The sequence below is a fragment of the Synechococcus sp. NB0720_010 genome (assembly GCF_023078835.1).
In the GTDB taxonomy this organism is placed as follows: Bacteria; Cyanobacteriota; Cyanobacteriia; order PCC-6307; family Cyanobiaceae; genus Vulcanococcus.
The window spans coordinates 915,459-934,391 of sequence record NZ_CP090898.1 but is presented as its reverse complement, the minus strand read 5'-3'; the positions used below and the strand labels follow the sequence as shown (position 1 = coordinate 934,391).

The following is an 18,933-nucleotide window of genomic DNA, read 5'->3' as shown; positions in this document are numbered from 1 at the left end:
CATGGCTTGCCTGAGAGCATGGAGCTGTGGTCCAGGGACCCCCACTCCGCTGCAAGGCTTAACGCCACGCCAGCTGTTGATCCTATCGCTCGGCCCGAAGCACCAATGAACAGCCTGCTTCAACGCCTGCTGCTGGCCCTGATCGGCTTCTATCGCCTGGCGATCTCGCCGCTGCTGGGCCCTCCCCGCTGCCGTTTCATCCCCAGTTGCAGCGCCTATGGCCTGGAGGCGATCGAGCGCCATGGCCCCTGGCGCGGCAGTTGGCTGACGATCAAGCGCCTGCTGCGCTGTCACCCCTGGACGCCCTGCGGGTGTGACCCGGTGCCCGATTGATGACAGCTCTGGTGCTGGTGACCCGTGTGGGCTGCTGCCTCTGCGAGGGGCTTGAGGAGAAGTTGCGTGCTGCTGGGGTGTCCTTCGAGGCGGTGGATGTCGATCTCGACCCCCAACTGCTGGCGCGCTTTGACCTGGAGGTGCCGGTGCTGCTGGATCGAAGCACCGGCGCAGAGAGGGTTCTGCCCCGCGTTTCACCGCGGTTGGGTGCGCCTCAGTTGGCCCTGTGGCTGGCTCAACAGGGGGTTCAGTAGCCCGCCTGCTGGGGGTGTCTTGATTGAGGCTCACGGGACTGGTCTCAGCGGCGACGTTTTCAGCGCAGAACCGACTTAAAACAGCGGTAACGCGCGCCCACCCATGGCCCAACGGCTCCACTCCCTGCTGCGAGAGGTCGGGCTGGCTGTCCCCCCAGGGCTGGGCAATGGCGACGTGCAGGGGGTGAGCTGCGATTCGCGTCGTGTGGGCCCGGGGACTGTCTTTGTGGGGCTGCCCGGCGCCACGGTGGATGGGGGAACGTTTTGGCCTGAGGCACTTCAGTTGGGAGCGGCCCTGGCGGTGATTGGCCGCTCCGCAGCGGAGGCCAGGCCCCCGGCCGATGGTGATCCGGTGTTGGTGGTCTCCGATCCCGTCTCCCGTTGGGCCGGCCTGCTGGCGGCGGAGTTCTGGCAGCAGCCCAGTCAACGCACGGCTTTGATCGGGGTCACGGGGACCAACGGCAAGACCACCACGACCTATCTGCTGGAGCACCTGGCCAGCGCTTGCGGGTACCCAGCTGCGCTGTTTGGCACCTTGATCAACCGCTGGCCCGGCCACAGCATCACGGCGCAGCACACCACGGCCTTTGCCGATGAGCTGCAGGCGCAGTTGGCCCTGGCGGCCGAATCCGGAGCACGGATTGCGGCCATGGAGGTGAGCTCCCATGCTCTTGATCAACAGCGGATCAGTGGCTGCCGGTTTGCCGGGGCGATCTTCACGAACCTGACCCAGGACCACCTCGACTACCACCCCTCAATGGAGGCCTACTTCGAGGCCAAGGCCAAGTTGTTTGCAGCGCCCTTCCTGGCCCCTGAGGCCCGGGCCGTGGTCAACGTCGACGACCCCTGGGGCAAGCAATTGGCCGAGCGCCTGGGGGATCGCTGCTGGCGGGCCTCCTTGGAGCCGGACTCTGACGCCGATCTACGGATGGAGGCACTGAAGATGGGTTCGCAGGGGGTCAGCGGAACCCTGATCAGCCCGCTGGGTCGCGGAGCGTTCAGCTCGCCGTTGCTAGGCAAGTTCAACCTGATGAACCTGCTGGAGGCCGTTGGTGTCTTGCTGCAGCAGGGACTCCCCCTGGGGGCGATGTTGGAGGCCCTGGGCAGCTTCAAGGGCGTTCCCGGCCGGATGGAGCGTGTTCAGGTGGCTCGCGCCGACTGCGGCGACGCCGCTGCTCCGGCGGTGCTGGTGGATTACGCCCACACCCCCGACGGTTTGGAGAGTGCTCTGAAGGCCTGCCGCCCCTTTGTGGAAGGGCAGCTGATCTGTGTCTTTGGTTGCGGGGGAGATCGTGACCGAACCAAGCGTCCCCAGATGGCGGCGATCGCCGCCCGCTTGGCCGATCAGGTCTTGGTGACCTCCGATAACCCCCGCACCGAAGACCCCGAGCAAATCCTCAAGGATGTGCTGGCCGGGATCCCTGAGGGGACCCCAGTCCAAGTGGACGTGGATCGGGCCCAGTCCATCGCTGCGGCCATCGCCATGGCTGGTCCCAAGGACTTGGTCTTGATCGCCGGCAAGGGCCACGAGGACTATCAAATCCTGGGGACCAAGAAGGTCCATTTCGACGACCGCGAGGAGGCCGAGAAGGCGCTGCGCAGTCGGCCCTGTTAGGGAAGCAGCTCACTCACGGCTGCGCTCAGGGCCTCGATTTCTGTGGGGAGGGTGCAGAGATGGGTGCAGGCCCTGAGGCAATCCGGTGAATCCAGTCGCCGGATCCAGATCCCGGCTTGACCCAAGGCCTCAACCGCCTGCGCGGTCTCAACCCCCTCCAGGCCAAAGCTGACCAGACCAGCTGGCGGGGGTTCGCTCAAGAGGGTGCGGCAGCCGGGGAGTGCTTGCAGGTTTTGCCAGAGCTGGTGACTGCCCTGGCGAATCCTCTCGAGGCGTTCCGTCTCGCTCCCCTCTGCACTGAGCAACTCCAGGGATTGCCGCAGTCCACTGAAGAGGGGCACACAGGAGGTGGCGACCTCAAAACGTCGACCATCGCGGTGCCAGCTGCTGCCGGCACTGCTCTCCTGCTCGAGGCTGCGCCAGCCGATCAAGGTGGGCTGGCCTTGATCCAGGAGCCGCTCGGAGAGGGCAACTCCCCCCAGGCCCTCTGGGCCGCAGCACCACTTGTGACCGGTGAAGGCGTAGATGTCTGCTGCCTGCGCCGCTGCGGCGACGGGAAGGCTGCCCATGGATTGGGCCGCATCCACCAGGAGCCAGGGTTGTTGGGGATGCGCCTGCAGGTGTTGGGCCACCGCAGCGATGGGCATCACGGAGCCGGTGTTCCAGAGCAGGTGGGAGAGGACCAGGAGCCGGGTTCTGGGCTTCAGGCAGGTCTGGAGCTGCTCCAGAACGGCCCCCTCAAGGCCCCGCTGGGCGGTGGCCTGGCAGAGCTCCAGCACCGGCAGGGTGGCCAGGGTTAGGTTGTGGCGGCGGGCCAGTTCTTGGCAGGCCGCGACCACGCCTGGGTGCTCGCAGTCACTGATCAGCAGCTCATCGCCCTCCTCCCAGGGCAAGCCCCAGAGGGGCAAGACGCATCCACTGGTGACGTTCTCGGTGAGGGCAATGCGATGGGGGCCGACCCCGCACCAGCTCGCCAGGCTCTGGCGTAGGCGGCTGGTTTCCTGCTCGATGAAGGGCCAGACATCGGTTGTGAAGGGCCCCAGCTCCTGAATGGTGCGCCAACTGGCTGTGATGGCCTCGAGCGATGGGGTGGGCAGAGGCCCCTGACCGCCGTAGTTGAAGTAGGTCTTGTTGGCCAGTGCTGGACAGAGATCGCGCAATACATTGGATGCCATCGAGTCAGAATCCAAAATTGCTCATCTGATGTCAGCTTATGTTTGAATTTGAAGATTTGCTCAGTTCTTGACTAGTTGGATATTGTTCGAAAGTTGCTAAATGCTTTTCTTGAAGGTAAGTTCATCTGTGACTAGATGGCATAGCTCATTTTGGCGAATTGAAAACGTTGATCCGTCTTTGTCGAAAGGACCCTCGATGTAAGAACCAATTCGCTCGGCAAAAATAAAACCTGCTGTGAGAAATGCTCCTGTAATGATTGAGCCATCGGCCTTAAATGCTAATATCAGCTGAGACCCAAATATCCATGAAAGTATTCTAACAAAAACATCGTATGGAGGTGGTATTGGTGTATTGCGAATCCTTTGTAATCCACCAATTGATGCGGTGATGAGGCTCGAGTTGTAGACCATCTGATTGCGTCCCCAGTCGTCTAGTTTCCCTGCACAGTGGAGGCTGTTAACTCTTCTCATCATGTTTTCAGAAATCAGCCGAGTGGTCGATTCGGATTGAGAAAGCTGGCCTTTGTCTAGTAGTTCATGGAATAGTCTTAAATCATCTCTGCGAGCAAAGTTTCGTAATTCAAAGTTGAGAGCCCACAGTAAAGCCGCTTGAGATGTAAGCAGAAGATGGCCATCGCTGTGCAGGGTCTCTTTATCCAAATATGTAATCAGACTGTCTTTCCATAACCGACTTGAGTTGACTAATTCTCCCCATAGTTTTCGGGCTTCCCACCAGCGATCTATGGCTTGGGTGTTTCTAAAGCCAATAAAAACTGCGACTGCAATGCCAAGGATTGAAATGGCTTTGCTGCTCAAGAAGATTCTTTCTGGAGTCTCAATGGTGCCAAGTAAGAGAGCTAATATTATGAGTGAAAGAATGTCTGCCGTCGTCCTTCGTATTACTTGGGCAATGACTTCTGGATACTCACGCAGTGATGTCTCTGGCGGGGAGGTGTGGTGTAGGTCGACCTGGTTGCTGTCGCTCCAAAGCTCTCTGATAAGCGTCCTTGGTTGATGCGGCACCCTGGATTCGCGTGAATCGATATATTATTGTATCAACTGCCTGGTCTCGGGCCCCACCTCCTGCCGCTAGTAGTGTGTATGAAGCATTTTATTGGCTCACTTCTGAGGCGGAACTTATTTACTCCTCTTCTCGGAATTATTGCTTTTTTGGCCGTCGTCATTACGCCGCTTGTGATTGCTGTTGTTGATAGCTCGTTCTATGGCGATCAAGGGGCATCTGACTATCGCTATGAGTATCAGTTTAAGTCGCTCAATAGATTGGAAAACGTTATCGCCATTGCAAATAGAAGGGGTGATTACGTTGCGCCATCGGCGCCTATGTATTTAGATCTCGACATTGAGAAAGTGCGCCCAATTGACTTTGCTTCTCAGACGGTCTTCATCTCAGGCACGATTAGAGGCGTTTGGTCTGAAGACTCTCTTGGGAAGGAGTCAATTGCTCCTAAGATTTCATTTGCCAGTGCGCGTCTAGGGAAAATCAAGGCAAGCGAAGACTTGATGGCTGATCTTGTTATTGATGGGCTTCTTCAGGATGACTTTTACTCCTATGAACCTGTTTTGCTTCAGCAGAAAAGTGGCAGGAATGGCAAGTATTGGGTCGGCGAGTATGCTTTTTCCGGTAACTACTCCTTTGCACCTAGGCTGCTCGATTATCCTGTCGACTCCCAGAAAATTGACATTAAAGTCTTCCACGACTTGATGCCATCTTACAGACTGAAGCTTGCTCCGACCAAGAAGAATCTGAAGGATCTTAATGCTCAAAAATCGGTTTCTAATTACCGGATATCGGACTTTAAAAGTTCTCCGTCATTCTTTAGCGCTCCGTTTTTTAAGGGCTTAGGTGACGTGGTTGTTGATGGTAAGACCGGTGCTTTCGGGTCTAATGGTGAGTCTCTTCGGGAGTTGGAAAAGGCGTATTTCTCGAATGAGGTTGGTCCTTTTTCAGTCGCGTCTTGGACTTTGACCTTGAAGAGGCAGCTCTCGACAACCTGGCTTAGGTTTGTATTCCCCGTATCACTGCTGTTAGTGTCTCTGGTAGTTGCTTCTTACATACCAAAAGAGCATGTCGAAGTTAGACTTGCGATTCCTCCCACTGTGCTTCTCTCGTTGGTCTTTCTGCAGCAAGGTGCTTTGACCGACGTGCCTGATCTAGGGCAGCCTATGCTGCTTGATTACTACTACTTGCTGGCATATGTTGCGACACTTGCGGCATTTGTTGAGTTTATTATTGCCTCGCATTTTCTGGCCGATGAGCGTCAGGCTATTCCGCTGACGTTCACTCGTGTCTCTCGCGTGGGCACAATGTTTGTGGCGGCTTTTGGTGCACCGCTAATCTGGGTATTAGGTTTTTTGTCTTCTCGTCTTGGCGGGTATTAAAATTTGGTGAGCCGATCATAATTGCCTTGTGAATGACCAGGAAGCATTCCTTTCGATTGCAATCGCTACGCTTGCTTGTGATGGCAGGATGAGAAATGATGAAGCGGCAGCTTTAAGGCGACTTCTTGAGAATAGGGAGTTATTCTCGTCTCTAGGTGCAGCGGGTATGTCGGAGTTGTCGTCGCGAGTTGCCAAGCGATTTGAAGAAGAGGACCCGAAGCTAATTATTGATCAGGCGTTGGCATGCCTTGATCCCAAGCATCACGACACGATTATCGCGGTCAGTGCTCATCTTGTTTTTGCTGATCGTATTGTTGATGATCAGGAGAGGGGTTTGTTGAATTATCTCTGCACCCATGGGTCCTTTTCTGGCTCGCTTGATCCGGTGGCAACTTCTAATGCTTTCGCAGCCTTTTATGCAGGGACATTAAGGGCTGTTTGATGCCTCCAGTCTTCATTTGCTAATAGCCCAAGCTGCGGAGTCCGGGCCGGGGAGAGCCCATGCCAGATGCCGGCAGTCCGCCGCCGCCGCTGGGTGTCGGACGCGGTTGTTGCCTCGTTATCCAGACCAAGAGGCCAATGCCCACGATCAAGAGGATGAAACGGAAGGCCCGTCCGCTGGCTGTCATCCCATCAGCCTAGGCAGCCTGATCCCACTCCACGCCCGCGGTTTGTTGTCTGCGATGGAGGCGGAGGAGCCGGAAGCGCTCGCGGCTGCTGAACACCTGGTAGACGCGCTGCCCCTGCGTTCCCGGTGCGGGCTGGCAGTCCACCTCAGAGGGGAGAACCTCGGAGCGCAGCAGATCGCCGTTGTTGAACTGGTACCAGTAACTGCCCATGGCCCCGTTCCCGTTAGGGACGATCCAAGCCAAAGCGGCGGCAATGTCAAGGCCGATAGTTTCATCAGTATTTCTTCCCCTGGTCGACTCCTGACTTCTGCTGGATAAGGGGGAGGAGCCGACCCCGTTCGATGAAACCCTCCGGTCTTCTGGGACTGACGCTTGGCGTTCTGGTGGCGTGTTTCTTTGTGCCGTCGTTCGCTCAAGTGTTGGTGTTGACCCTGCTCTGTTACCTGGCCTATGCGCGTTTCAGCCGGGTTTAGGCGGGCAGCTTCAACACCGCGATATTCATCCCCACGCCAGCGCTGATGCCGATCAGGTTGGAGAGGCCGAGCACACCGCTGAGGACGGCCCAGGTGGCCCAGAAGGTCCAGGTGGCGGCCAGGCAGAAAAACAACAGCGAGATCAACAGCGCTGGGATCCGCAGGGGATGACCGACCGTCAGAAAACGAGCCAGGAACTCCGAGACCTTCCGGTAGATCTTGAACATGCGGCGGTTGGCCTGGGCTTTTGGGTTTTAACGGTTGCTGTGGGGGCTTGCTAGCGCCTGCGTTGGAGGCGTTGCCTTAGCCACGGCAATAGCAGGAAATCCATCAGCGCAAAGGTCAGCAGGCAGGGCAGGAAGCCGCGCTCGACGATGTGGCAGATCGGTCTGGTCGCATCAACCTGGCAAATCCACAACTTCCCGAGCCAATAGAGCGCAATCTTGATGGCGAAGTTGCGCCAGGAGCGAGCCGTTGGAGGTTGCATGGCGACCTAGGTGGGAGGCGTGATGCCCTGGGTGACGAAGTACACCGAGACGTACAACCCAGCGAACACCAGTAAGAGTCCAATGACCACCAATCTCCCGTCCATGGCCGACCATCCCCTGAGGGTTTGAACACTACTGGTGACAATCCCTTGTGGGCCGCCAACGTGCGAGCTCTAATGGCGCATCGGCATGGATTTGATGGACTTTGAACCCACAACCGATGGTCTCGGTTACAAGGTTTGCCTGACCAAAGATGGCCATACGGCCTGCGCCTTTGTCAGCAGCGCGCACTTGATTGAAGACAAGCGCCGCCAGCTCGAGGCCTCGATCAAGGCCGATGCCGAGCGCTGCGCCCGCTAGGAGGATTTGCCTTCTTCGATCAGGTCCTTGAGCCAATGGGCAGCCACGGCCCTGGAGATCGAACGGCTGATCAGTAGGTCGCAGATCAATTCCCAGAGCGGTTCACGGCCGGTCTGGGCGTAGTCCTTGGCAAAGGCCAGGCGTTCCTGGGTGCTCCGGCAGGAACGCAGGGCATCGATCAGGCTTTCCCGCTGACTGGTTGAAAGCGTGTCTGCGGGCATGGCCTTGCGCTCGGGTCTAGAGGACCTGGCCCACCAGGACGGCTGCCAGGGCTGAGAACACCGTAATGCTGAGGGCGGTCAGGGGATTCTGTCCCTGGGCGACCGCGTAGCTGGTGATCACGCCGGCCCCAAGACCAGCAACCATCAGTTGTGTAGCCAGGGCGGGGCGTTGATCCATTGCCGCTTGGGTGCGTTCCGTGCAGCTTGGGCCTGTCTTCAAAAAGGGCGAGAGCGAACCGCGGACTTCTTTACCTGCAGTTGATCTTCTTTACCCGCCGCAATGTGTTGAAGCTGGGCGGGCCCTGCCGCTGCTGGCCCACTGTTGCAGTTGCTCCAATTGTTCACGGGCCGTGCGCGAGAGGGGTACGAGTTGTGCCGCGGCGCTGGTGAGGTCGGCCTCTGCGAATTCCCGGGATTCGCTGAAGGCCTGGTGCATCGCTTCAATCACCACCTGCTCGAGTTCTGCCCCAGAGAACCCCTGAGTGCGATCAACCACCACATCCAATGGAATGTGGTGTTGGGGACGTCGTCGGCGGAGTTGCAAATCGAGGATCGTTCGACGCTCTTGGGCATCGGGAAGATCCAAGAGGAAAATTTCATCGAACCGTCCTTTGCGCAGCAGCTCGGCCGGCAGTTTCTCCACACCGTTCGCCGTCGCCACCACAAAGACCGCTGTCGTTTTCTCCGCCATCCAGGTCAACAGACTCGCCAGTACCCGTTGGCTGGTGCCTCCATCGCTGCGGCCATCAGCGCTGCCGAAGCCTTTGTCGATCTCGTCAATCCAGAGCACGCACGGGGCCATCGCCTCGGCCCGTTGAATCATGTCCCTGGTGCGGGCTTCCGAGGCTCCCACCAGCCCGGCAAACAGCCGGCCGACATCCAAGCGGAGCAGCGGCATGCTCCAGCTGTGGGCAATGGCCTTGGCCGTCAGTGACTTGCCGGTCCCCTGGGGACCCACCAGTAGGACCCCGCGGGGAAGCGGCAGCCCGTAGCGGCGCGCCTCATCGCTGAAGGCCATGTGCCGTTGCTCGAGCCAGCGCTTCAGGGCATCCAACCCGCCGATATCAGCCGGTGTGGCTTCTGTTGGGCAGTACTCCAGCAGTTCGCTGCGGGCGATGGCCTGGCGCTTTTCTTCGAGCACCTCATCGAGGTCCGCGCTGCCGAGTTGTCCCCGACTGGCCAGGCCGCGGGCGGCCACCTGGCGGATCCGCTGCTCACTGAGCCCGCTGCAGCTGTGGGTGAGCAGCTCCAGAAGATCGGCGCCGATGGCCTGGCCACTGGCTTGGGCGATGTTTCCCAGCAGGGCCTGGATCTCCTGTTGGTTGGGCAGTGGAAGGTCCAGCAGGGTGATGCATTCCTCCAGCTCCCGCGGCAGCTGCCATTCCGCCGCGGTGATCACCAGGGTTTGCGGCCGTTGGCGCAGGCTTGAGGCCAGGTTGCGCAGCTTGCGGCAGATGCTGCTGTCGTCGGCGTAGCGGTGAAAGTCGTGCAGCACCAGCAGGGCTGGCTGCTCAGCGGGGAGGGCGCTGAGGCTCTCCAGGGCTGCCAACGGATTGCGCGCGGCTTCTCCGTCCCGGCCAGGCCAGCCTTTGAGCCCACTGATGAAATCCCAGCGGGCCAGCGCTCGCTGGTCGAGGCGCTTGGCGGCATCGCCCAAGAGGTTCGCGATCCTCTCCTCCTCCTGGCTCCGGATCCAGAGGATCGGCGTCCGGGCCCGGATCAAGAGATCAAGGTGATCCGCCCAGGCCTGGCTCATGGCTGCAGGTTCTTCAGGGCAGCCCAGCGGGGATCGATGGGTCCATCGTCCGGTTCCGTCTTCAGGTTGGGGCCAGGACACTCCGCGCCGCAGCGATTCACGACCGGCAGCTGGAGGTTGAGTTGCTCAAACACCCAGTGCTCTGGATCGAAATCCGCCCGGGGGTCCATGCTTTCGGTCAGTTCATCGGGATCGAGTTCCAGCACCTCACTGCCGGCCTCCAGCACGGTCTCCAGATCCATCCCCTGCTCCCGGGCCTGCTCCCCCAGCCAAAGCACCTCGCGGGTTTGGAAGCTCAGGGGGTGGTTGAACTGCTGCAGGCAGCGGTCACAGCAGAGGGTGACGATGGTGTTGGCCTCGCCGTCCAGTTCGAGGACATTGCCGCGATGCACGGCGAGGAGTTGGCCGCGCACCGGGGTCAGGCTGTCGAGTTCGCCGAGCCGTTGGTCGATGGTCCAGTGCTTTCCCTGCTCCAGCAGCTTGAGCTCCTGGAGTGGTACGGGCGTGAGGGGGTCACCGGTCTGGAGACGGTCGCCCATGCCCTATTTCTTGCCCTTTGGTTCGAACGGCATGCGGCTGCTACCTGTGACCGTGGCGGTCACCGTTTTGGCTTCGGCAGCCAATTGCTGATCGAGGATCGACTGCAGGTTGTCGGGAAGCGCCTCGCGGGTCAGCAGGAAGGTCTGAACCGCCTGGAAGACGTTGGCGATCACCATGTAGAGCAGAACCCCGGCGGGCAGGGGGAAGAACAGGAACATCCCGGTGATCATCACGGGGGTGATCTTGTTGGCCGTGGCCTGTTGGGGATTGGCGGGCATGCCCATGCCCGAGAGGATCTGACTCAGGAAGAGGGTGACGCCGAAACCGCCCACCAAGATCGCGATATCCCAGTTGATGGCGCCATCGGTGTAGAAGCCAACCTGTCCCAGGGCCTTGATGAAGAGGAAGCCGCTGCGGGCCGCCAAGCCAGGAATCTTGGCTTCAACCGTGACATCACCTGGGGCGATGGCATGGATCGCGCCGTTTTGGTCCACGCTCACAAGCCCTTCGCCCTTGGTCACAGACCAGGTGGGGGCAAAGGCGGAACCGTTCTCGACGCCGCTGAGGACGGAGGCAAAGCTGGCGCCATCCTTGGTGTGCAGGCTGACGGTCTCGGTGTCACCTACGCCGAGCTTGGTTCCCTTCTCCAAGCTGGCGATCACGGGAACGTGATCGGTGCTGGTCACAAAAATGGAGTGGCTTGCACTGTTGAAGGGCTTGGGTTCAACAGCAGCGATCTGATCAGCCGGCAGGACCTTCAGATTGAGGGTGTAGGGAACATCGGCAAACGGTGATCCACGCAGGGTTGCGAAGAGCGCAAACAGGATCGGCATCTGCACCAGCAGTGGCAGGCAGCCGGAGAGGGGGCTGCCGAACTCCTTCATCAAGGAGCCCAGTTCCTCCTGTTGCTTTTGCGGGTTGTTGGCGTATTTGGCCTTGATCTCAGCCTGGCGCTTTTGCATCACCGGCTGGGCGATCCGCATGCGGCGGGCATTGCGAATCGAGCCGGCGCTCAAGGGGAAGAGAGCCAGGCGAATCACCACCGTGAGGGCAATGATCGCGAGCCCGTAGCTCGGTACCAATCCGTAGAAGAAATCCAGGATTGGCAGCAGCAGGTTGTCGGAGATGTATCCGATCACGGCGTCGCTAACGGTGGGGTTGGGAGGTGTGAGTCAGTGTCTCAGGCGGCGGCGTCGCCACCGAATCCGGCGGTGCCAGAGCTCTTGGCGGCGGGACCGGATTTCAGCCGTGCCTCGATGAAGGCTTGGGCCTCGCGGTAGCGGGGTACTGCGCGCATCTCCAACTTCATGCCATCGCTCAGGACGAGCACCATGTCACCCCAGAAGCCGAAGCCGCGGGAGACCGAACGAACCTCGCGAATCTGGCTGTAGACCACCTGGGTGCGGTCCCGGCCGAGCCAGCCGCCAGTGACTTCAACCCGGCGGCTGGTGATCCGGAAGCGCAGCCAGAGGGCGCGCACCAGGGCGCCCACGGCGAAGGGGATGCCGATCAGGGTGAGCCCGAACAGCAGGTTGGTGATCAGATCACCCTTGGCAGGACCGCCTTCATAGAAGACCTCCTCATTGATGCTGGCCCCCGGGGCGACGGGAGCGGGTTGGGAGGCAGCGCTCATGGTCTCAGTCCTGCCTTGGCAACGAGTTCGGAACATTCTCCCAGGAGGAGTTGCTCTTCCGTGTCCGCACTACCCGGTTTGAGCGAGATCAACAGCCAAATCCCCTCGCCCTGATTCGCGATCAGTTGGCTGAGATGGCCATGCAGCAGACGACGCAACCGGTTGCGTTCCACGGAGCGTTTGCTGACCTTGCTGCTGACCACAACCCCCAGGCGGCAGCTCAAGGGGGTGTGGTCCCGTGGATCGGTTTTCAGCAGTTCGGGCTTGGCGGCCATGGTTCTGAGGACCATCCACTGGCCATGGATCCGCCGACCCTTTTGGTAGATCCGATCAAAGACAAAACGCCCCCTCAGCCTGTGTTCCCGAGAGAGCGCCATGGCTTGGGGCTACGCGGGGTTGGCTGAGGGGGCGTTGCTGCCCTCGCTCGTCGAGAGCAAGGGCTTCAGGGGATCAGACCGACAGACGGGCCCGGCCGCGCTTACGGCGGGAGCGGATCACGCGACGGCCGGTGTGGCTCCGCATGCGAACACGGAAACCGGACACCCGTTTGCGCTTACGGCTGGTTCCTTCAAGTGTGCGCTTGGTCATGGGTCCGGCTCGGCTGCGCCTTCAACGTCGATCGCCCAATTTATCAGCTGGGGTGACTCAGAAATCGGCGGTGGCGTCCACCTGGATCAGCCAGCTGCCCAGGTAACCCGAGATCGGCACTGCGCCTGGGGCCTGCGCCAGGGCGTTGAGCTGGAACATGCCTGCGCTGGGCGGATTGATCACCTGCATGTAGACGCCAATGGTCTTGCCGACGGGCACGGGGGTGTCCGGGAAGATCTCAATCGAGCGGCCATCGGTTGTGACCTCCACGGTCGCCGGAATGGTCTCCTCGCAGCGGGTGCGCTTGGTCATGCTGCCCGACTTCATGTAGCAGAGCTTGATCTTTTGCGGATCAATCGTTGTGTCGAAGCTCTGGGGAATCGAGATGGCCAGCTTCAAGATCGCGGTTTTGCGATCCTTCGGTTTGAGCAAAAAATAGTATTCAGCGCGCTGTTGACGAACGGTGTTCGTTGTGAAGTAGTAGAGCTTGCGGTAATCCTTGGTGTTATCCCAGCGGAACTCCATGATGCTGGGTGTTCCCTGGGCCAGGGCTGCTTTGGGAGCCAGTCCAAGCTGAGCTCCGGCGAGGGCAGCTCCGCAGCCAAGGGCGGCGGCGAGCTTGATCGCTGTCTGTTTGAGGGACATTCGTTTCAAAGAGATCCGCTTGCGATTGATCATTGCGCCTGAAACTTGACCCGTTTGGCCCATTCTCAGGGGGGTAGGGGTTCAGGTCGGGCCCGGTGGGCGGCCAGGCAGCTGGCAGTTGTGACCAGATGCGACTGCCTTAGGAGGCGGCGAGGTCGGGCCTGAGCCGTGCGGCCTCCCGCAGATAGGCATGGCGAGCGGGTCGCTCGAGCCAGACGTGGGCCAGGAGGCGAATGCAGCGCTCCAGATCACCTGCCACGGCCATTTGCTGGCAGTCGAGCAGGGCGACCCCATCCCAGCCTGCCCGGTGCCGTGCGATGGCCGCCGGGAAGCAGGCGTCCAGATCCGCGGTGACCGAAAAGGTCAGCGAAAGAATCTGAGCGCCTTCGAGGTTGTTGCGCTCCACCAGAGCGTCGAGCAGCTCGTTAACCGCCTCCTGAATGGCTTCACGGCTGTTGGCCGTCGCGGTGGTGGCGCCCCTCAGGGCGCGGAGCGATTGCTCAGGGCTCATGGGCGATGCAGCCAAAGGGGTTGGCCGCTGCTGCTCAGCTCCAGCTTGAGCCACTGCAGGGCCAGGGAAATCTGGGACCGTCCAGGGATGACCCCTGCGAAGCGCTTTTTCTCCTGCCCAAAGGTGATGGGCTTGGTTTTCTCCAGGTCCAACTCGGCCAGTTCACAGGCCAGGCGCCGGGCCTGTTCTTCATCGCCCAGGGCATCGACGAGACCCAGCTCTTGGGCTTGGGCACCGCTGAAGACGCGTCCATCGGCAAAGCGACGGACCTCGTCTTCGCTGAGTCCCCGGCCTTCGGCAACGGCGCTGACGAACTGCCCGTAACTGGAGTCGATCAACTCCTGGAGCACCTGCCGCTCGCCACTGCTGAGGGCCCGGTCCGGGGAAAGGATGTCCTTATAGAGGCCGCTTTTGACGGTTTCAAATTGGATGCCGATCCGCTCGAGCAGGCGCGAGAGGTTGTTGCCCCGCAGGATCACACCGATGGAGCCGGTGATGGAGCCCGGGTTGGCGACGATCTTGTCGGCGGCCACACCGATGTAGACGCCACCGGAGGCGGAGATGTTGCCGAAGCTGGCAATCACCTTGCACTGCTTCTCCCGCAGGCGCAGCAGGGCCGCATGAATCTCCTGGCTGTCTCCCACGGTTCCGCCGGGGCTGTCGATGCGCAGCAGTAGGGCCGGGAATTCGCGTTTTTCGACCTCGCGCAGGGCCTTCAGCACCCGTTTGCGTGTGCCGGAGGCAATGGGCCCTTCAATGGCAATCCGCGCGAGTTTGCGGCGTGACTTGCGTCGCCAGGGCCAGGGCATCGAGTCGATCTGCAGTGGCTGGATCTTAAAAAGGAGCCTGTGGGCGATTGGAGCCGGTGAATCTGCGCTGGCTGGCCATGGTCCTCCCCTTCGCGCTTTGGGGAACCGCGATGGCGGCAATGCGGCCCCTGCTGGATGGGGCGGGCCCCCTCACCTTGGCTTGGATGCGGCTTCTGCCTGCGGGGCTGGTGGTCTTGCTGGCGGCCCAGGTCCTGGGTCGCTCCATGGCGGTCGATCGCCGCGATTGGTTCTGGTTTGCCCTGTTCGCCGTGGTGGATGCCACGGCCTTTCAGGGGTTGCTGGCGCGGGGCTTGGGCGGCACCGGCGCGGGCTTGGGCTCAGTCCTGATCGACTCCCAGCCGCTGCTGGTGGCCCTGCTGGCCCGCAGCCTGTTTGGCGAGGCGATCAATCCTGTGGGTTGGGTGGGCCTGCTGGTGGGCTTGCTCGGCATCCTCTGCCTCGGGCTGCCGGAATCCCTGCTGCGGCAGTGGTGGCTGATGGGCCCGGAGGTCTTCGGTGAGACCGCCTGGAGCCACGGTGAGCTCTGGATGTTGGCCGCGGCGTTGGCCATGGCCCTGGGGACGGTCTTGAGCCGCTATGCCTGCCGCCACAGCGATCCAGTGGCGGTCACCGGCTGGCACCTGGCCCTGGGGGCACTGCCTCTTTTGGCGGGGGCAGCCCTGGAGCCGTTCTGGAACCCCGCAGCCCTGGGCCCCTGGCCGCAGTGGTCAGGCACCGGCTGGCTGCTGATGGCCTACGCCGCCCTCTTCGGCAGCGCCCTGGCCTACGGACTGTTCTTTTGGTTCGCCAACCATGGAGAGCTGACCAGTTTCACGGCGCTGACCTTCTTGACCCCCGTTTTCGCGCTGCTCTGCGGCGTGGCTCTGCTCGAGGAGAGCCTGAGTGCCTTGCAGTGGCTCGGCGCGGCCTTGGCCCTGTTGAGCGTGGTTTTGATCAACCGCCGCACCCAGTTGTGGCAGCCGGACTCGATGGAGCAGGAGGTCACCCCATGAGCGCGCGCTCTCTTTCGATCCTGGTGGTGGCTCCTGCCCTGGGCGCGCTGGGCAGCGGCAAGGCGGGGGGCGTGGAGCTCACCTTGACCAGCCTGGTGAGTGGGCTGCTCGAGCGGGGCCATCAACTGACGGTCGTGGCGGCCGAGGGCTCCCGCTTGCCCCCGAGCTGCGATGGGGCCGCCCTACTGGCTGAAGCAGGAGCGCCCCAGGAGAGTTGCCAGCACGCCCCAAGGGCTTCGGATGTGCTGATGCCAGCTGAGGGACTGCTGCCGCGGCTTTGGCAAAGGGCCCTGCGGGAGCCCTGCGATCTGGTGTTGAACCTGGGCTACGACTGGCTCCCCTTTTGGCTGACCCCTCTGGTTGAGGTGCCGATCTTTCACCTGGTGAGCATGGGCTCGGTGAACCAAGCCATGGATGCGGCCATCGCCGAAGTGGCCCGCTGGGATCAACGCCGGCTGGCCTTCCACACCGCCACCCAGGCCGCTGATTTCGCCCTGCCGCAGCCCCCCGTTGTGGTCGGCAATGGCTTTGATCTCTCCGCCTATGGCCTCTGCCTAGAACCCGAGCCCCTGTTGGGCTGGGTCGGCCGGGTGGCGCCTGAAAAAGGCTTGGAGGATGCGGCAGCCGCCGCGGCTCAGCTGGGGCAGCGCCTGGCCGTCTGGGGCCTGGTGGAGGACCCCGCTTACGCCCAGCGGGTTGAAGCCTCTGTTCCCTCGGGCACCCTGGATTGGCGGGGGTTTCTGCCCACGGCTGCCCTTCAGGCGCAATTGGGCCGCTGCCGGGCCTTGCTGAACACCCCGAAGTGGAATGAGGCCTACGGCAATGTTGTGGTCGAGGCCATGGCCTGCGGTGTGCCCGTGGTGGCCTACCGCAGGGGCGGACCTGGTGAATTGATTCAGCCCGGCCTCAATGGTTGGTTGGTGGAACCCGACCAGCCCCGCGCCTTGGCAGAGGCGCTGGAGAGGGTCGATCAGATCGATCGCCGTCAGTGCCGGCACTGGGTGGAGCGCCAGGCCTCCAGGGCCGTTCTGGCAGAACGGCTGGAGCAGTGGTTGGAAGCCGGTCTGATGGGGAAAGGGCGATAGGGTCGGGCCTGCTTCGATCCAGCAACGTGCGCAACCGCAAGCCCTGGTTGGTGCTGTTGCTGGTGGCGGTTGCCGGTCTGCTGCTGTTTGTTTGGCGGCTCGGCATGACGGGCCTGGTGGATGAGACCCCCCCGCTGTTTGCTGCGTCCGCCAAGGCCATGGCGGAGACCGGTGATTGGCTGACGCCGCGGGTCAACGGTTTACCGCGCTACGACAAGCCGCCCCTGGTCTATTGGCTGATGGGGTTGGGCTATGCCCTGCCCGCTCAGGACCTCTGGAATCCCTTCGGCACCTGGGCCTCGCGGCTCCCATCAGCACTCAGTTCCATCGGTTTGATGCTGCTGATGGCCCTCACCCTGCTGCGCCGCCCCCAGGGCCAGCCTGATGGGGCCCAGCAGGCCGTCACGGCCATGACGGCGGCCTTGGCCTTTGCCCTCTCGCCACTGGTCCTGCTCTGGAGCCGCATTTCGGTCAGTGATGCGCTCTTCAGTGGCTTGTTGTCGGCGGCACTGCTGCTGTTTTGGTGGCGCTACGCCGGCCTCTGCCGTTGGTGGGTTCCCTGGTTGGTGCTGGGTCTGGCCGTGCTGGCCAAGGGGCCCGTGGCGGTGGTCCTGGCTGGGCTGACTGCGCTGCTGTTTGCCCTGCTGCAGCGTGATCTCCCGGGTTTATGGGCCCTTTGGAGACCCTGGCGTGGCCTGGCCCTGACGGCGGCGTTGGCCTTGCCCTGGTACGTCCTTGAGCTGTTGGTGGAAGGGCAGCCCTACTGGGACAGCTTTTTCGGTTACCACAACCTTCAGCGCTTCACCGGCGTGGTCAACAACCACCTCCAGCCCTGGTGGTTTTTCTTCCCCGTTCTGGTGGTGGCATCGCTGCCCTTCACCCCCTTGCTGCTGGCTGGTCTGGTGGGGGCCCTTCGTCCCCAACCGGCCCCCCCCGAGCAGTCCCTGCAGCGCTTTGCGGCCTGCTGGCTGCTGGCGGTCTTTGTCTTTTTCACCGCAGCGGCCACCAAGCTCCCCAGCTACTGGATCCCCGCGACACCAGCCGCAGGGCTTTTGATTGCCTTGGCTGCGCAAAACCTGCGGCCGGGATGGCGCTCCGCGGTCCTAAGGGGGAGCACCTTGGCCCTGGTGGGGGTTCTGACGGCCGGTCTCGCCGCCGGGAACCTCTGGGTTCCCTTGATTAATGAGCCGGAGATGCCGACCTTGTCCGCGGCCCTGCTGGCCAGTGGAGCGCTGACGCGCGCCTCGCTCTGCTTTGGCGCGGGTGGGGTGGCGGCACTGCTGCTCTGGTGGGGCCCCCCCAGTGCCCGCCGGGGCTGGCTGCTGGTTCAGCAATTGGGCATGGGGGCATTTGTCGTGACAGCCCTGGTGCCCATGGTCGAGTTGGGGGACCGCCTACGTCAGCTCCCAATTCGCCGTATGGCCTCCCTGGCGCTGGAGCAGCAGCGTCCGCAGGAGCCCCTGGCGATGGTGGGCATCCTCAAGCCGTCGCTGCACTACTACACCCAACAGGTGGTGGTCTACGAGGGGGTGCAGCCCAATGGCCCGCTGAACCTCAATGACCGTTTGGCCAAGGAACAGCGCCGCGGCCAGCAACCGTCTCAGGCGTCTCCAGGGGCCAGCGTTCTGGTGGTGATCGACGGCAATACCGCGACCTTGCCTCACTGGCGTGGGGTGCCGCACCAGCGCCTGGGAACGATCGGTCTCTACGAGCTTTGGCGAGTTCCCCGTCCAGCCCTGAACAAGTGGTCTAAGGACCTGGCGGAACGGGCGGGTTTGGCTCCGGATTGGCAGGAGCCCCGCCCAGAGCGCTACTGATCGGTCTCGCTGGGGGTGCCCATGGCGACCCCTTGGTCCATCGTGTCCCGTTGGCAGAAGCTGCAGTGCCCCCAGCGCTGGAGTTCCCCGACCGGTGAAGGGCGTTTGCAGGTGGGACAGGACCCCATGCCAAAGACGTCCACACGGCTGGGATGCTGCGCCCAAATCTCCTCCTCAAGGCCACTGCCCGCTGGGGGCAAGGGCGTGCTTTGGTGCTGCTGGAACTGCAGGTCCTTGACCGCAAATCCAGCGCCTCGCAAGGCGCCGAGCAGTTGGTGCTTGTTAAAGCGAAGGGCCTGGAGCCATTGGGGGTGCTGGGCTCCCACCACAAGTCGTCCGCCCTGCAGGCGCAGCGGCCGGCAGTGGGGTGCGAGCTGGGGGCCGGCGATCCGCGGCCATGCCTGCCAGAGCCCCGCCAAGCTTCCCTCGTCCTTCCACTCCTTCTGCAGGCTGCTCAGGGAGTCCCCCAGCCCTTGAATCGGTGGCCTGGGCGGCGGCACCAAGAGGTTCACGTCCCCTTGGCGTCGCGTTTGGTTGCGGGGGGCGATGCCCATGGGGTGACCCTAGGGGAATTGGCGCTGTGCAGGG

General features: G+C 61.9%; 27 protein-coding genes. 9 read left to right on the top strand and 18 right to left on the bottom strand.

Annotation, left to right across the window (positions count from 1 at the left end; translation table 11 throughout):
• Window positions 1-105: 105 nt before the first annotated feature.
• The 3 genes from yidD (at window position 106) to LY254_RS04950 (ending at window position 2,202) form a co-directional block, all read left to right on the top strand.
• Window positions 106-333, top strand: a complete 228-nt coding sequence (gene yidD / locus LY254_RS04960; RefSeq protein ID WP_010318096.1) for a membrane protein insertion efficiency factor YidD — start codon at window positions 106-108, stop codon at window positions 331-333.
• The gene (locus tag LY254_RS04955; RefSeq protein ID WP_247479310.1) at window positions 333-587 is read left to right on the top strand and encodes a glutaredoxin family protein; all 255 of its coding nucleotides are present in this window, start codon (window positions 333-335) and stop codon (window positions 585-587) included. The genes yidD and LY254_RS04955 overlap by 1 nt, the downstream gene beginning before the upstream one ends.
• 103 nt (window positions 588-690) lie before the next feature.
• Window positions 691-2,202 carry a UDP-N-acetylmuramoyl-L-alanyl-D-glutamate--2,6-diaminopimelate ligase gene (locus LY254_RS04950; RefSeq protein WP_247479309.1) on the top strand — a complete coding sequence of 504 codons (1,512 nt, stop codon included), beginning with the start codon at window positions 691-693 and terminating at the stop codon, window positions 2,200-2,202.
• Here LY254_RS04950 and LY254_RS04945 read toward each other — a convergent pair.
• Together LY254_RS04945 and LY254_RS04940 are read right to left on the bottom strand one after the other, a co-directional pair.
• A complete protein-coding gene (locus tag LY254_RS04945) occupies window positions 2,199-3,377 on the bottom strand; it encodes an aminotransferase class V-fold PLP-dependent enzyme (protein WP_247479308.1) in 1,179 nt (392 codons plus the stop codon). The genes LY254_RS04950 and LY254_RS04945 overlap by 4 nt on opposite strands.
• A gap of 96 nt (window positions 3,378-3,473) precedes the next feature.
• Window positions 3,474-4,400: a bestrophin family ion channel gene (locus tag LY254_RS04940; RefSeq protein WP_247479307.1), complete on the bottom strand. Its 927-nt coding sequence runs from the start codon at window positions 4,398-4,400 to the stop codon at window positions 3,474-3,476.
• Between the two features lie 78 nt (window positions 4,401-4,478).
• Here LY254_RS04940 and LY254_RS04935 point away from each other — a divergent pair, with 78 nt between their 5' ends.
• Window positions 4,479-5,777, top strand: a complete 1,299-nt coding sequence (locus LY254_RS04935) for a hypothetical protein (RefSeq protein WP_247479306.1) — start codon at window positions 4,479-4,481, stop codon at window positions 5,775-5,777.
• A 28-nt stretch (window positions 5,778-5,805) separates the two neighbouring features.
• A complete protein-coding gene (locus tag LY254_RS04930; RefSeq protein WP_247479305.1) occupies window positions 5,806-6,219 on the top strand; it encodes a tellurite resistance TerB family protein in 414 nt (137 codons plus the stop codon).
• Window positions 6,220-6,238: 19 nt separating this feature from the next.
• Here the strand turns inward: LY254_RS04930 and LY254_RS04925 are convergent, their stop codons facing one another.
• From LY254_RS04925 to LY254_RS04910, 4 genes are all read right to left on the bottom strand, one after another.
• Window positions 6,239-6,406, bottom strand: coding sequence for a hypothetical protein (locus tag LY254_RS04925; RefSeq protein ID WP_247479304.1), 168 nt, complete (start codon window positions 6,404-6,406; stop codon window positions 6,239-6,241).
• 9 nt (window positions 6,407-6,415) lie between these two features.
• Window positions 6,416-6,616: a hypothetical protein gene (locus LY254_RS04920; RefSeq protein WP_247479303.1), complete on the bottom strand. Its 201-nt coding sequence runs from the start codon at window positions 6,614-6,616 to the stop codon at window positions 6,416-6,418.
• Window positions 6,617-6,875: 259 nt separating this feature from the next.
• A complete protein-coding gene (locus tag LY254_RS04915) occupies window positions 6,876-7,106 on the bottom strand; it encodes a hypothetical protein (protein ID WP_010318088.1) in 231 nt (76 codons plus the stop codon).
• A gap of 50 nt (window positions 7,107-7,156) precedes the next feature.
• Window positions 7,157-7,366, bottom strand: coding sequence for a hypothetical protein (locus LY254_RS04910; RefSeq protein WP_010318087.1), 210 nt, complete (start codon window positions 7,364-7,366; stop codon window positions 7,157-7,159).
• A gap of 199 nt (window positions 7,367-7,565) precedes the next feature.
• Here LY254_RS04910 and LY254_RS04905 point away from each other — a divergent pair, with 199 nt between their 5' ends.
• On the top strand, window positions 7,566-7,727 hold the full coding sequence (locus LY254_RS04905) for a hypothetical protein (protein ID WP_247479302.1): 162 nt from the start codon (window positions 7,566-7,568) through the stop codon (window positions 7,725-7,727).
• Here the strand turns inward: LY254_RS04905 and LY254_RS04900 are convergent.
• The 11 genes from LY254_RS04900 to sppA form a co-directional block, all read right to left on the bottom strand.
• The gene (locus LY254_RS04900; RefSeq protein WP_247479301.1) at window positions 7,724-7,948 is read right to left on the bottom strand and encodes an RNA recognition motif-containing protein; all 225 of its coding nucleotides are present in this window, start codon (window positions 7,946-7,948) and stop codon (window positions 7,724-7,726) included. The genes LY254_RS04905 and LY254_RS04900 overlap by 4 nt on opposite strands.
• A 16-nt stretch (window positions 7,949-7,964) precedes the next feature.
• Window positions 7,965-8,126 carry a hypothetical protein gene (locus tag LY254_RS04895; RefSeq protein ID WP_010318083.1) on the bottom strand — a complete coding sequence of 54 codons (162 nt, stop codon included), beginning with the start codon at window positions 8,124-8,126 and terminating at the stop codon, window positions 7,965-7,967.
• 90 nt (window positions 8,127-8,216) lie between these two features.
• Window positions 8,217-9,704, bottom strand: a complete 1,488-nt coding sequence (locus LY254_RS04890; RefSeq protein WP_010318082.1) for an AAA family ATPase — start codon at window positions 9,702-9,704, stop codon at window positions 8,217-8,219.
• On the bottom strand, window positions 9,701-10,243 hold the full coding sequence (locus tag LY254_RS04885) for a DUF177 domain-containing protein (RefSeq protein WP_247479300.1): 543 nt from the start codon (window positions 10,241-10,243) through the stop codon (window positions 9,701-9,703). Before LY254_RS04885 ends, LY254_RS04890 begins: the two co-directional genes overlap by 4 nt.
• 3 nt (window positions 10,244-10,246) lie before the next feature.
• Window positions 10,247-11,383 carry a membrane protein insertase YidC gene (yidC, locus tag LY254_RS04880; RefSeq protein WP_010318079.1) on the bottom strand — a complete coding sequence of 379 codons (1,137 nt, stop codon included), beginning with the start codon at window positions 11,381-11,383 and terminating at the stop codon, window positions 10,247-10,249.
• 41 nt (window positions 11,384-11,424) lie between these two features.
• The gene (locus tag LY254_RS04875) at window positions 11,425-11,877 is read right to left on the bottom strand and encodes a PH domain-containing protein (protein WP_247479299.1); all 453 of its coding nucleotides are present in this window, start codon (window positions 11,875-11,877) and stop codon (window positions 11,425-11,427) included.
• Window positions 11,874-12,254 carry a ribonuclease P protein component gene (rnpA, locus tag LY254_RS04870; RefSeq protein ID WP_029626418.1) on the bottom strand — a complete coding sequence of 127 codons (381 nt, stop codon included), beginning with the start codon at window positions 12,252-12,254 and terminating at the stop codon, window positions 11,874-11,876. The genes LY254_RS04875 and rnpA overlap by 4 nt, the downstream gene beginning before the upstream one ends.
• A 73-nt stretch (window positions 12,255-12,327) precedes the next feature.
• Window positions 12,328-12,465, bottom strand: coding sequence for a 50S ribosomal protein L34 (rpmH, locus tag LY254_RS04865; protein ID WP_071778002.1), 138 nt, complete (start codon window positions 12,463-12,465; stop codon window positions 12,328-12,330).
• Window positions 12,466-12,522: 57 nt separating this feature from the next.
• Window positions 12,523-13,110 (bottom strand): DUF2808 domain-containing protein, encoded by a 588-nt coding sequence (locus LY254_RS04860; RefSeq protein WP_247479297.1) that lies wholly within the window; start codon window positions 13,108-13,110, stop codon window positions 12,523-12,525.
• Between the two features lie 139 nt (window positions 13,111-13,249).
• Window positions 13,250-13,621 (bottom strand): chorismate mutase, encoded by a 372-nt coding sequence (aroH, locus tag LY254_RS04855; protein ID WP_247479295.1) that lies wholly within the window; start codon window positions 13,619-13,621, stop codon window positions 13,250-13,252.
• A complete protein-coding gene (gene sppA / locus LY254_RS04850) occupies window positions 13,618-14,430 on the bottom strand; it encodes a signal peptide peptidase SppA (RefSeq protein ID WP_247479293.1) in 813 nt (270 codons plus the stop codon). Before sppA ends, aroH begins: the two co-directional genes overlap by 4 nt.
• A 77-nt stretch (window positions 14,431-14,507) precedes the next feature.
• Between sppA and LY254_RS04845 the strand changes: the two genes are divergently transcribed.
• The 3 genes from LY254_RS04845 to LY254_RS04835 are packed head-to-tail and all read left to right on the top strand — an operon-like array spanning window position 14,508 to window position 18,345.
• Window positions 14,508-15,443 carry a DMT family transporter gene (locus tag LY254_RS04845; RefSeq protein WP_247479754.1) on the top strand — a complete coding sequence of 312 codons (936 nt, stop codon included), beginning with the start codon at window positions 14,508-14,510 and terminating at the stop codon, window positions 15,441-15,443.
• Window positions 15,440-16,528 carry a glycosyltransferase family 4 protein gene (locus LY254_RS04840; RefSeq protein WP_247479291.1) on the top strand — a complete coding sequence of 363 codons (1,089 nt, stop codon included), beginning with the start codon at window positions 15,440-15,442 and terminating at the stop codon, window positions 16,526-16,528. The genes LY254_RS04845 and LY254_RS04840 overlap by 4 nt, the downstream gene beginning before the upstream one ends.
• Before the next feature lie 26 nt (window positions 16,529-16,554).
• Window positions 16,555-18,345: a glycosyltransferase family 39 protein gene (locus LY254_RS04835; RefSeq protein WP_247479290.1), complete on the top strand. Its 1,791-nt coding sequence runs from the start codon at window positions 16,555-16,557 to the stop codon at window positions 18,343-18,345.
• Here LY254_RS04835 and LY254_RS04830 read toward each other — a convergent pair.
• The gene (locus LY254_RS04830; RefSeq protein WP_010318068.1) at window positions 18,339-18,899 is read right to left on the bottom strand and encodes a DUF721 domain-containing protein; all 561 of its coding nucleotides are present in this window, start codon (window positions 18,897-18,899) and stop codon (window positions 18,339-18,341) included. The two genes, LY254_RS04835 and LY254_RS04830, sit on opposite strands and share 7 nt — an antisense overlap.
• Window positions 18,900-18,933 lie beyond the last annotated feature (34 nt).

Bases quoted from the DNA above. Each gene is read 5' to 3' on its own strand.
- LY254_RS04945 (WP_247479308.1), bottom strand. From the start codon at position 3,377: ATGGCATCCAATGTATTGCGCGATCTCTGTCCAGCACTGGCCAACAAG.
- LY254_RS04905 (WP_247479302.1), top strand. From the start codon at position 7,566: ATGGACTTTGAACCCACAACCGATGGTCTCGGTTACAAGGTTTGCCTG.
- LY254_RS04920 (WP_247479303.1), bottom strand. From the start codon at position 6,616: ATGGGCAGTTACTGGTACCAGTTCAACAACGGCGATCTGCTGCGCTCC.
- LY254_RS04900 (WP_247479301.1), bottom strand. From the start codon at position 7,948: ATGCCCGCAGACACGCTTTCAACCAGTCAGCGGGAAAGCCTGATCGAT.
- LY254_RS04875 (WP_247479299.1), bottom strand. From the start codon at position 11,877: ATGAGCGCTGCCTCCCAACCCGCTCCCGTCGCCCCGGGGGCCAGCATC.
- rpmH (WP_071778002.1), bottom strand. From the start codon at position 12,465: ATGACCAAGCGCACACTTGAAGGAACCAGCCGTAAGCGCAAACGGGTG.
- LY254_RS04935 (WP_247479306.1), top strand. From the start codon at position 4,479: ATGAAGCATTTTATTGGCTCACTTCTGAGGCGGAACTTATTTACTCCT.
- LY254_RS04915 (WP_010318088.1), bottom strand. From the start codon at position 7,106: ATGTTCAAGATCTACCGGAAGGTCTCGGAGTTCCTGGCTCGTTTTCTG.
- LY254_RS04895 (WP_010318083.1), bottom strand. From the start codon at position 8,126: ATGGATCAACGCCCCGCCCTGGCTACACAACTGATGGTTGCTGGTCTT.
- LY254_RS04830 (WP_010318068.1), bottom strand. From the start codon at position 18,899: ATGGGCATCGCCCCCCGCAACCAAACGCGACGCCAAGGGGACGTGAAC.
- LY254_RS04955 (WP_247479310.1), top strand. From the start codon at position 333: ATGACAGCTCTGGTGCTGGTGACCCGTGTGGGCTGCTGCCTCTGCGAG.
- sppA (WP_247479293.1), bottom strand. From the start codon at position 14,430: ATGCCCTGGCCCTGGCGACGCAAGTCACGCCGCAAACTCGCGCGGATT.
- LY254_RS04910 (WP_010318087.1), bottom strand. From the start codon at position 7,366: ATGCAACCTCCAACGGCTCGCTCCTGGCGCAACTTCGCCATCAAGATT.
- yidD (WP_010318096.1), top strand. From the start codon at position 106: ATGAACAGCCTGCTTCAACGCCTGCTGCTGGCCCTGATCGGCTTCTAT.
- rnpA (WP_029626418.1), bottom strand. From the start codon at position 12,254: ATGGCGCTCTCTCGGGAACACAGGCTGAGGGGGCGTTTTGTCTTTGAT.
- LY254_RS04950 (WP_247479309.1), top strand. From the start codon at position 691: ATGGCCCAACGGCTCCACTCCCTGCTGCGAGAGGTCGGGCTGGCTGTC.
- LY254_RS04890 (WP_010318082.1), bottom strand. From the start codon at position 9,704: ATGAGCCAGGCCTGGGCGGATCACCTTGATCTCTTGATCCGGGCCCGG.
- LY254_RS04925 (WP_247479304.1), bottom strand. From the start codon at position 6,406: ATGACAGCCAGCGGACGGGCCTTCCGTTTCATCCTCTTGATCGTGGGC.
- LY254_RS04860 (WP_247479297.1), bottom strand. From the start codon at position 13,110: ATGTCCCTCAAACAGACAGCGATCAAGCTCGCCGCCGCCCTTGGCTGC.
- LY254_RS04840 (WP_247479291.1), top strand. From the start codon at position 15,440: ATGAGCGCGCGCTCTCTTTCGATCCTGGTGGTGGCTCCTGCCCTGGGC.
- LY254_RS04885 (WP_247479300.1), bottom strand. From the start codon at position 10,243: ATGGGCGACCGTCTCCAGACCGGTGACCCCCTCACGCCCGTACCACTC.
- aroH (WP_247479295.1), bottom strand. From the start codon at position 13,621: ATGAGCCCTGAGCAATCGCTCCGCGCCCTGAGGGGCGCCACCACCGCG.
- LY254_RS04845 (WP_247479754.1), top strand. From the start codon at position 14,508: ATGGTCCTCCCCTTCGCGCTTTGGGGAACCGCGATGGCGGCAATGCGG.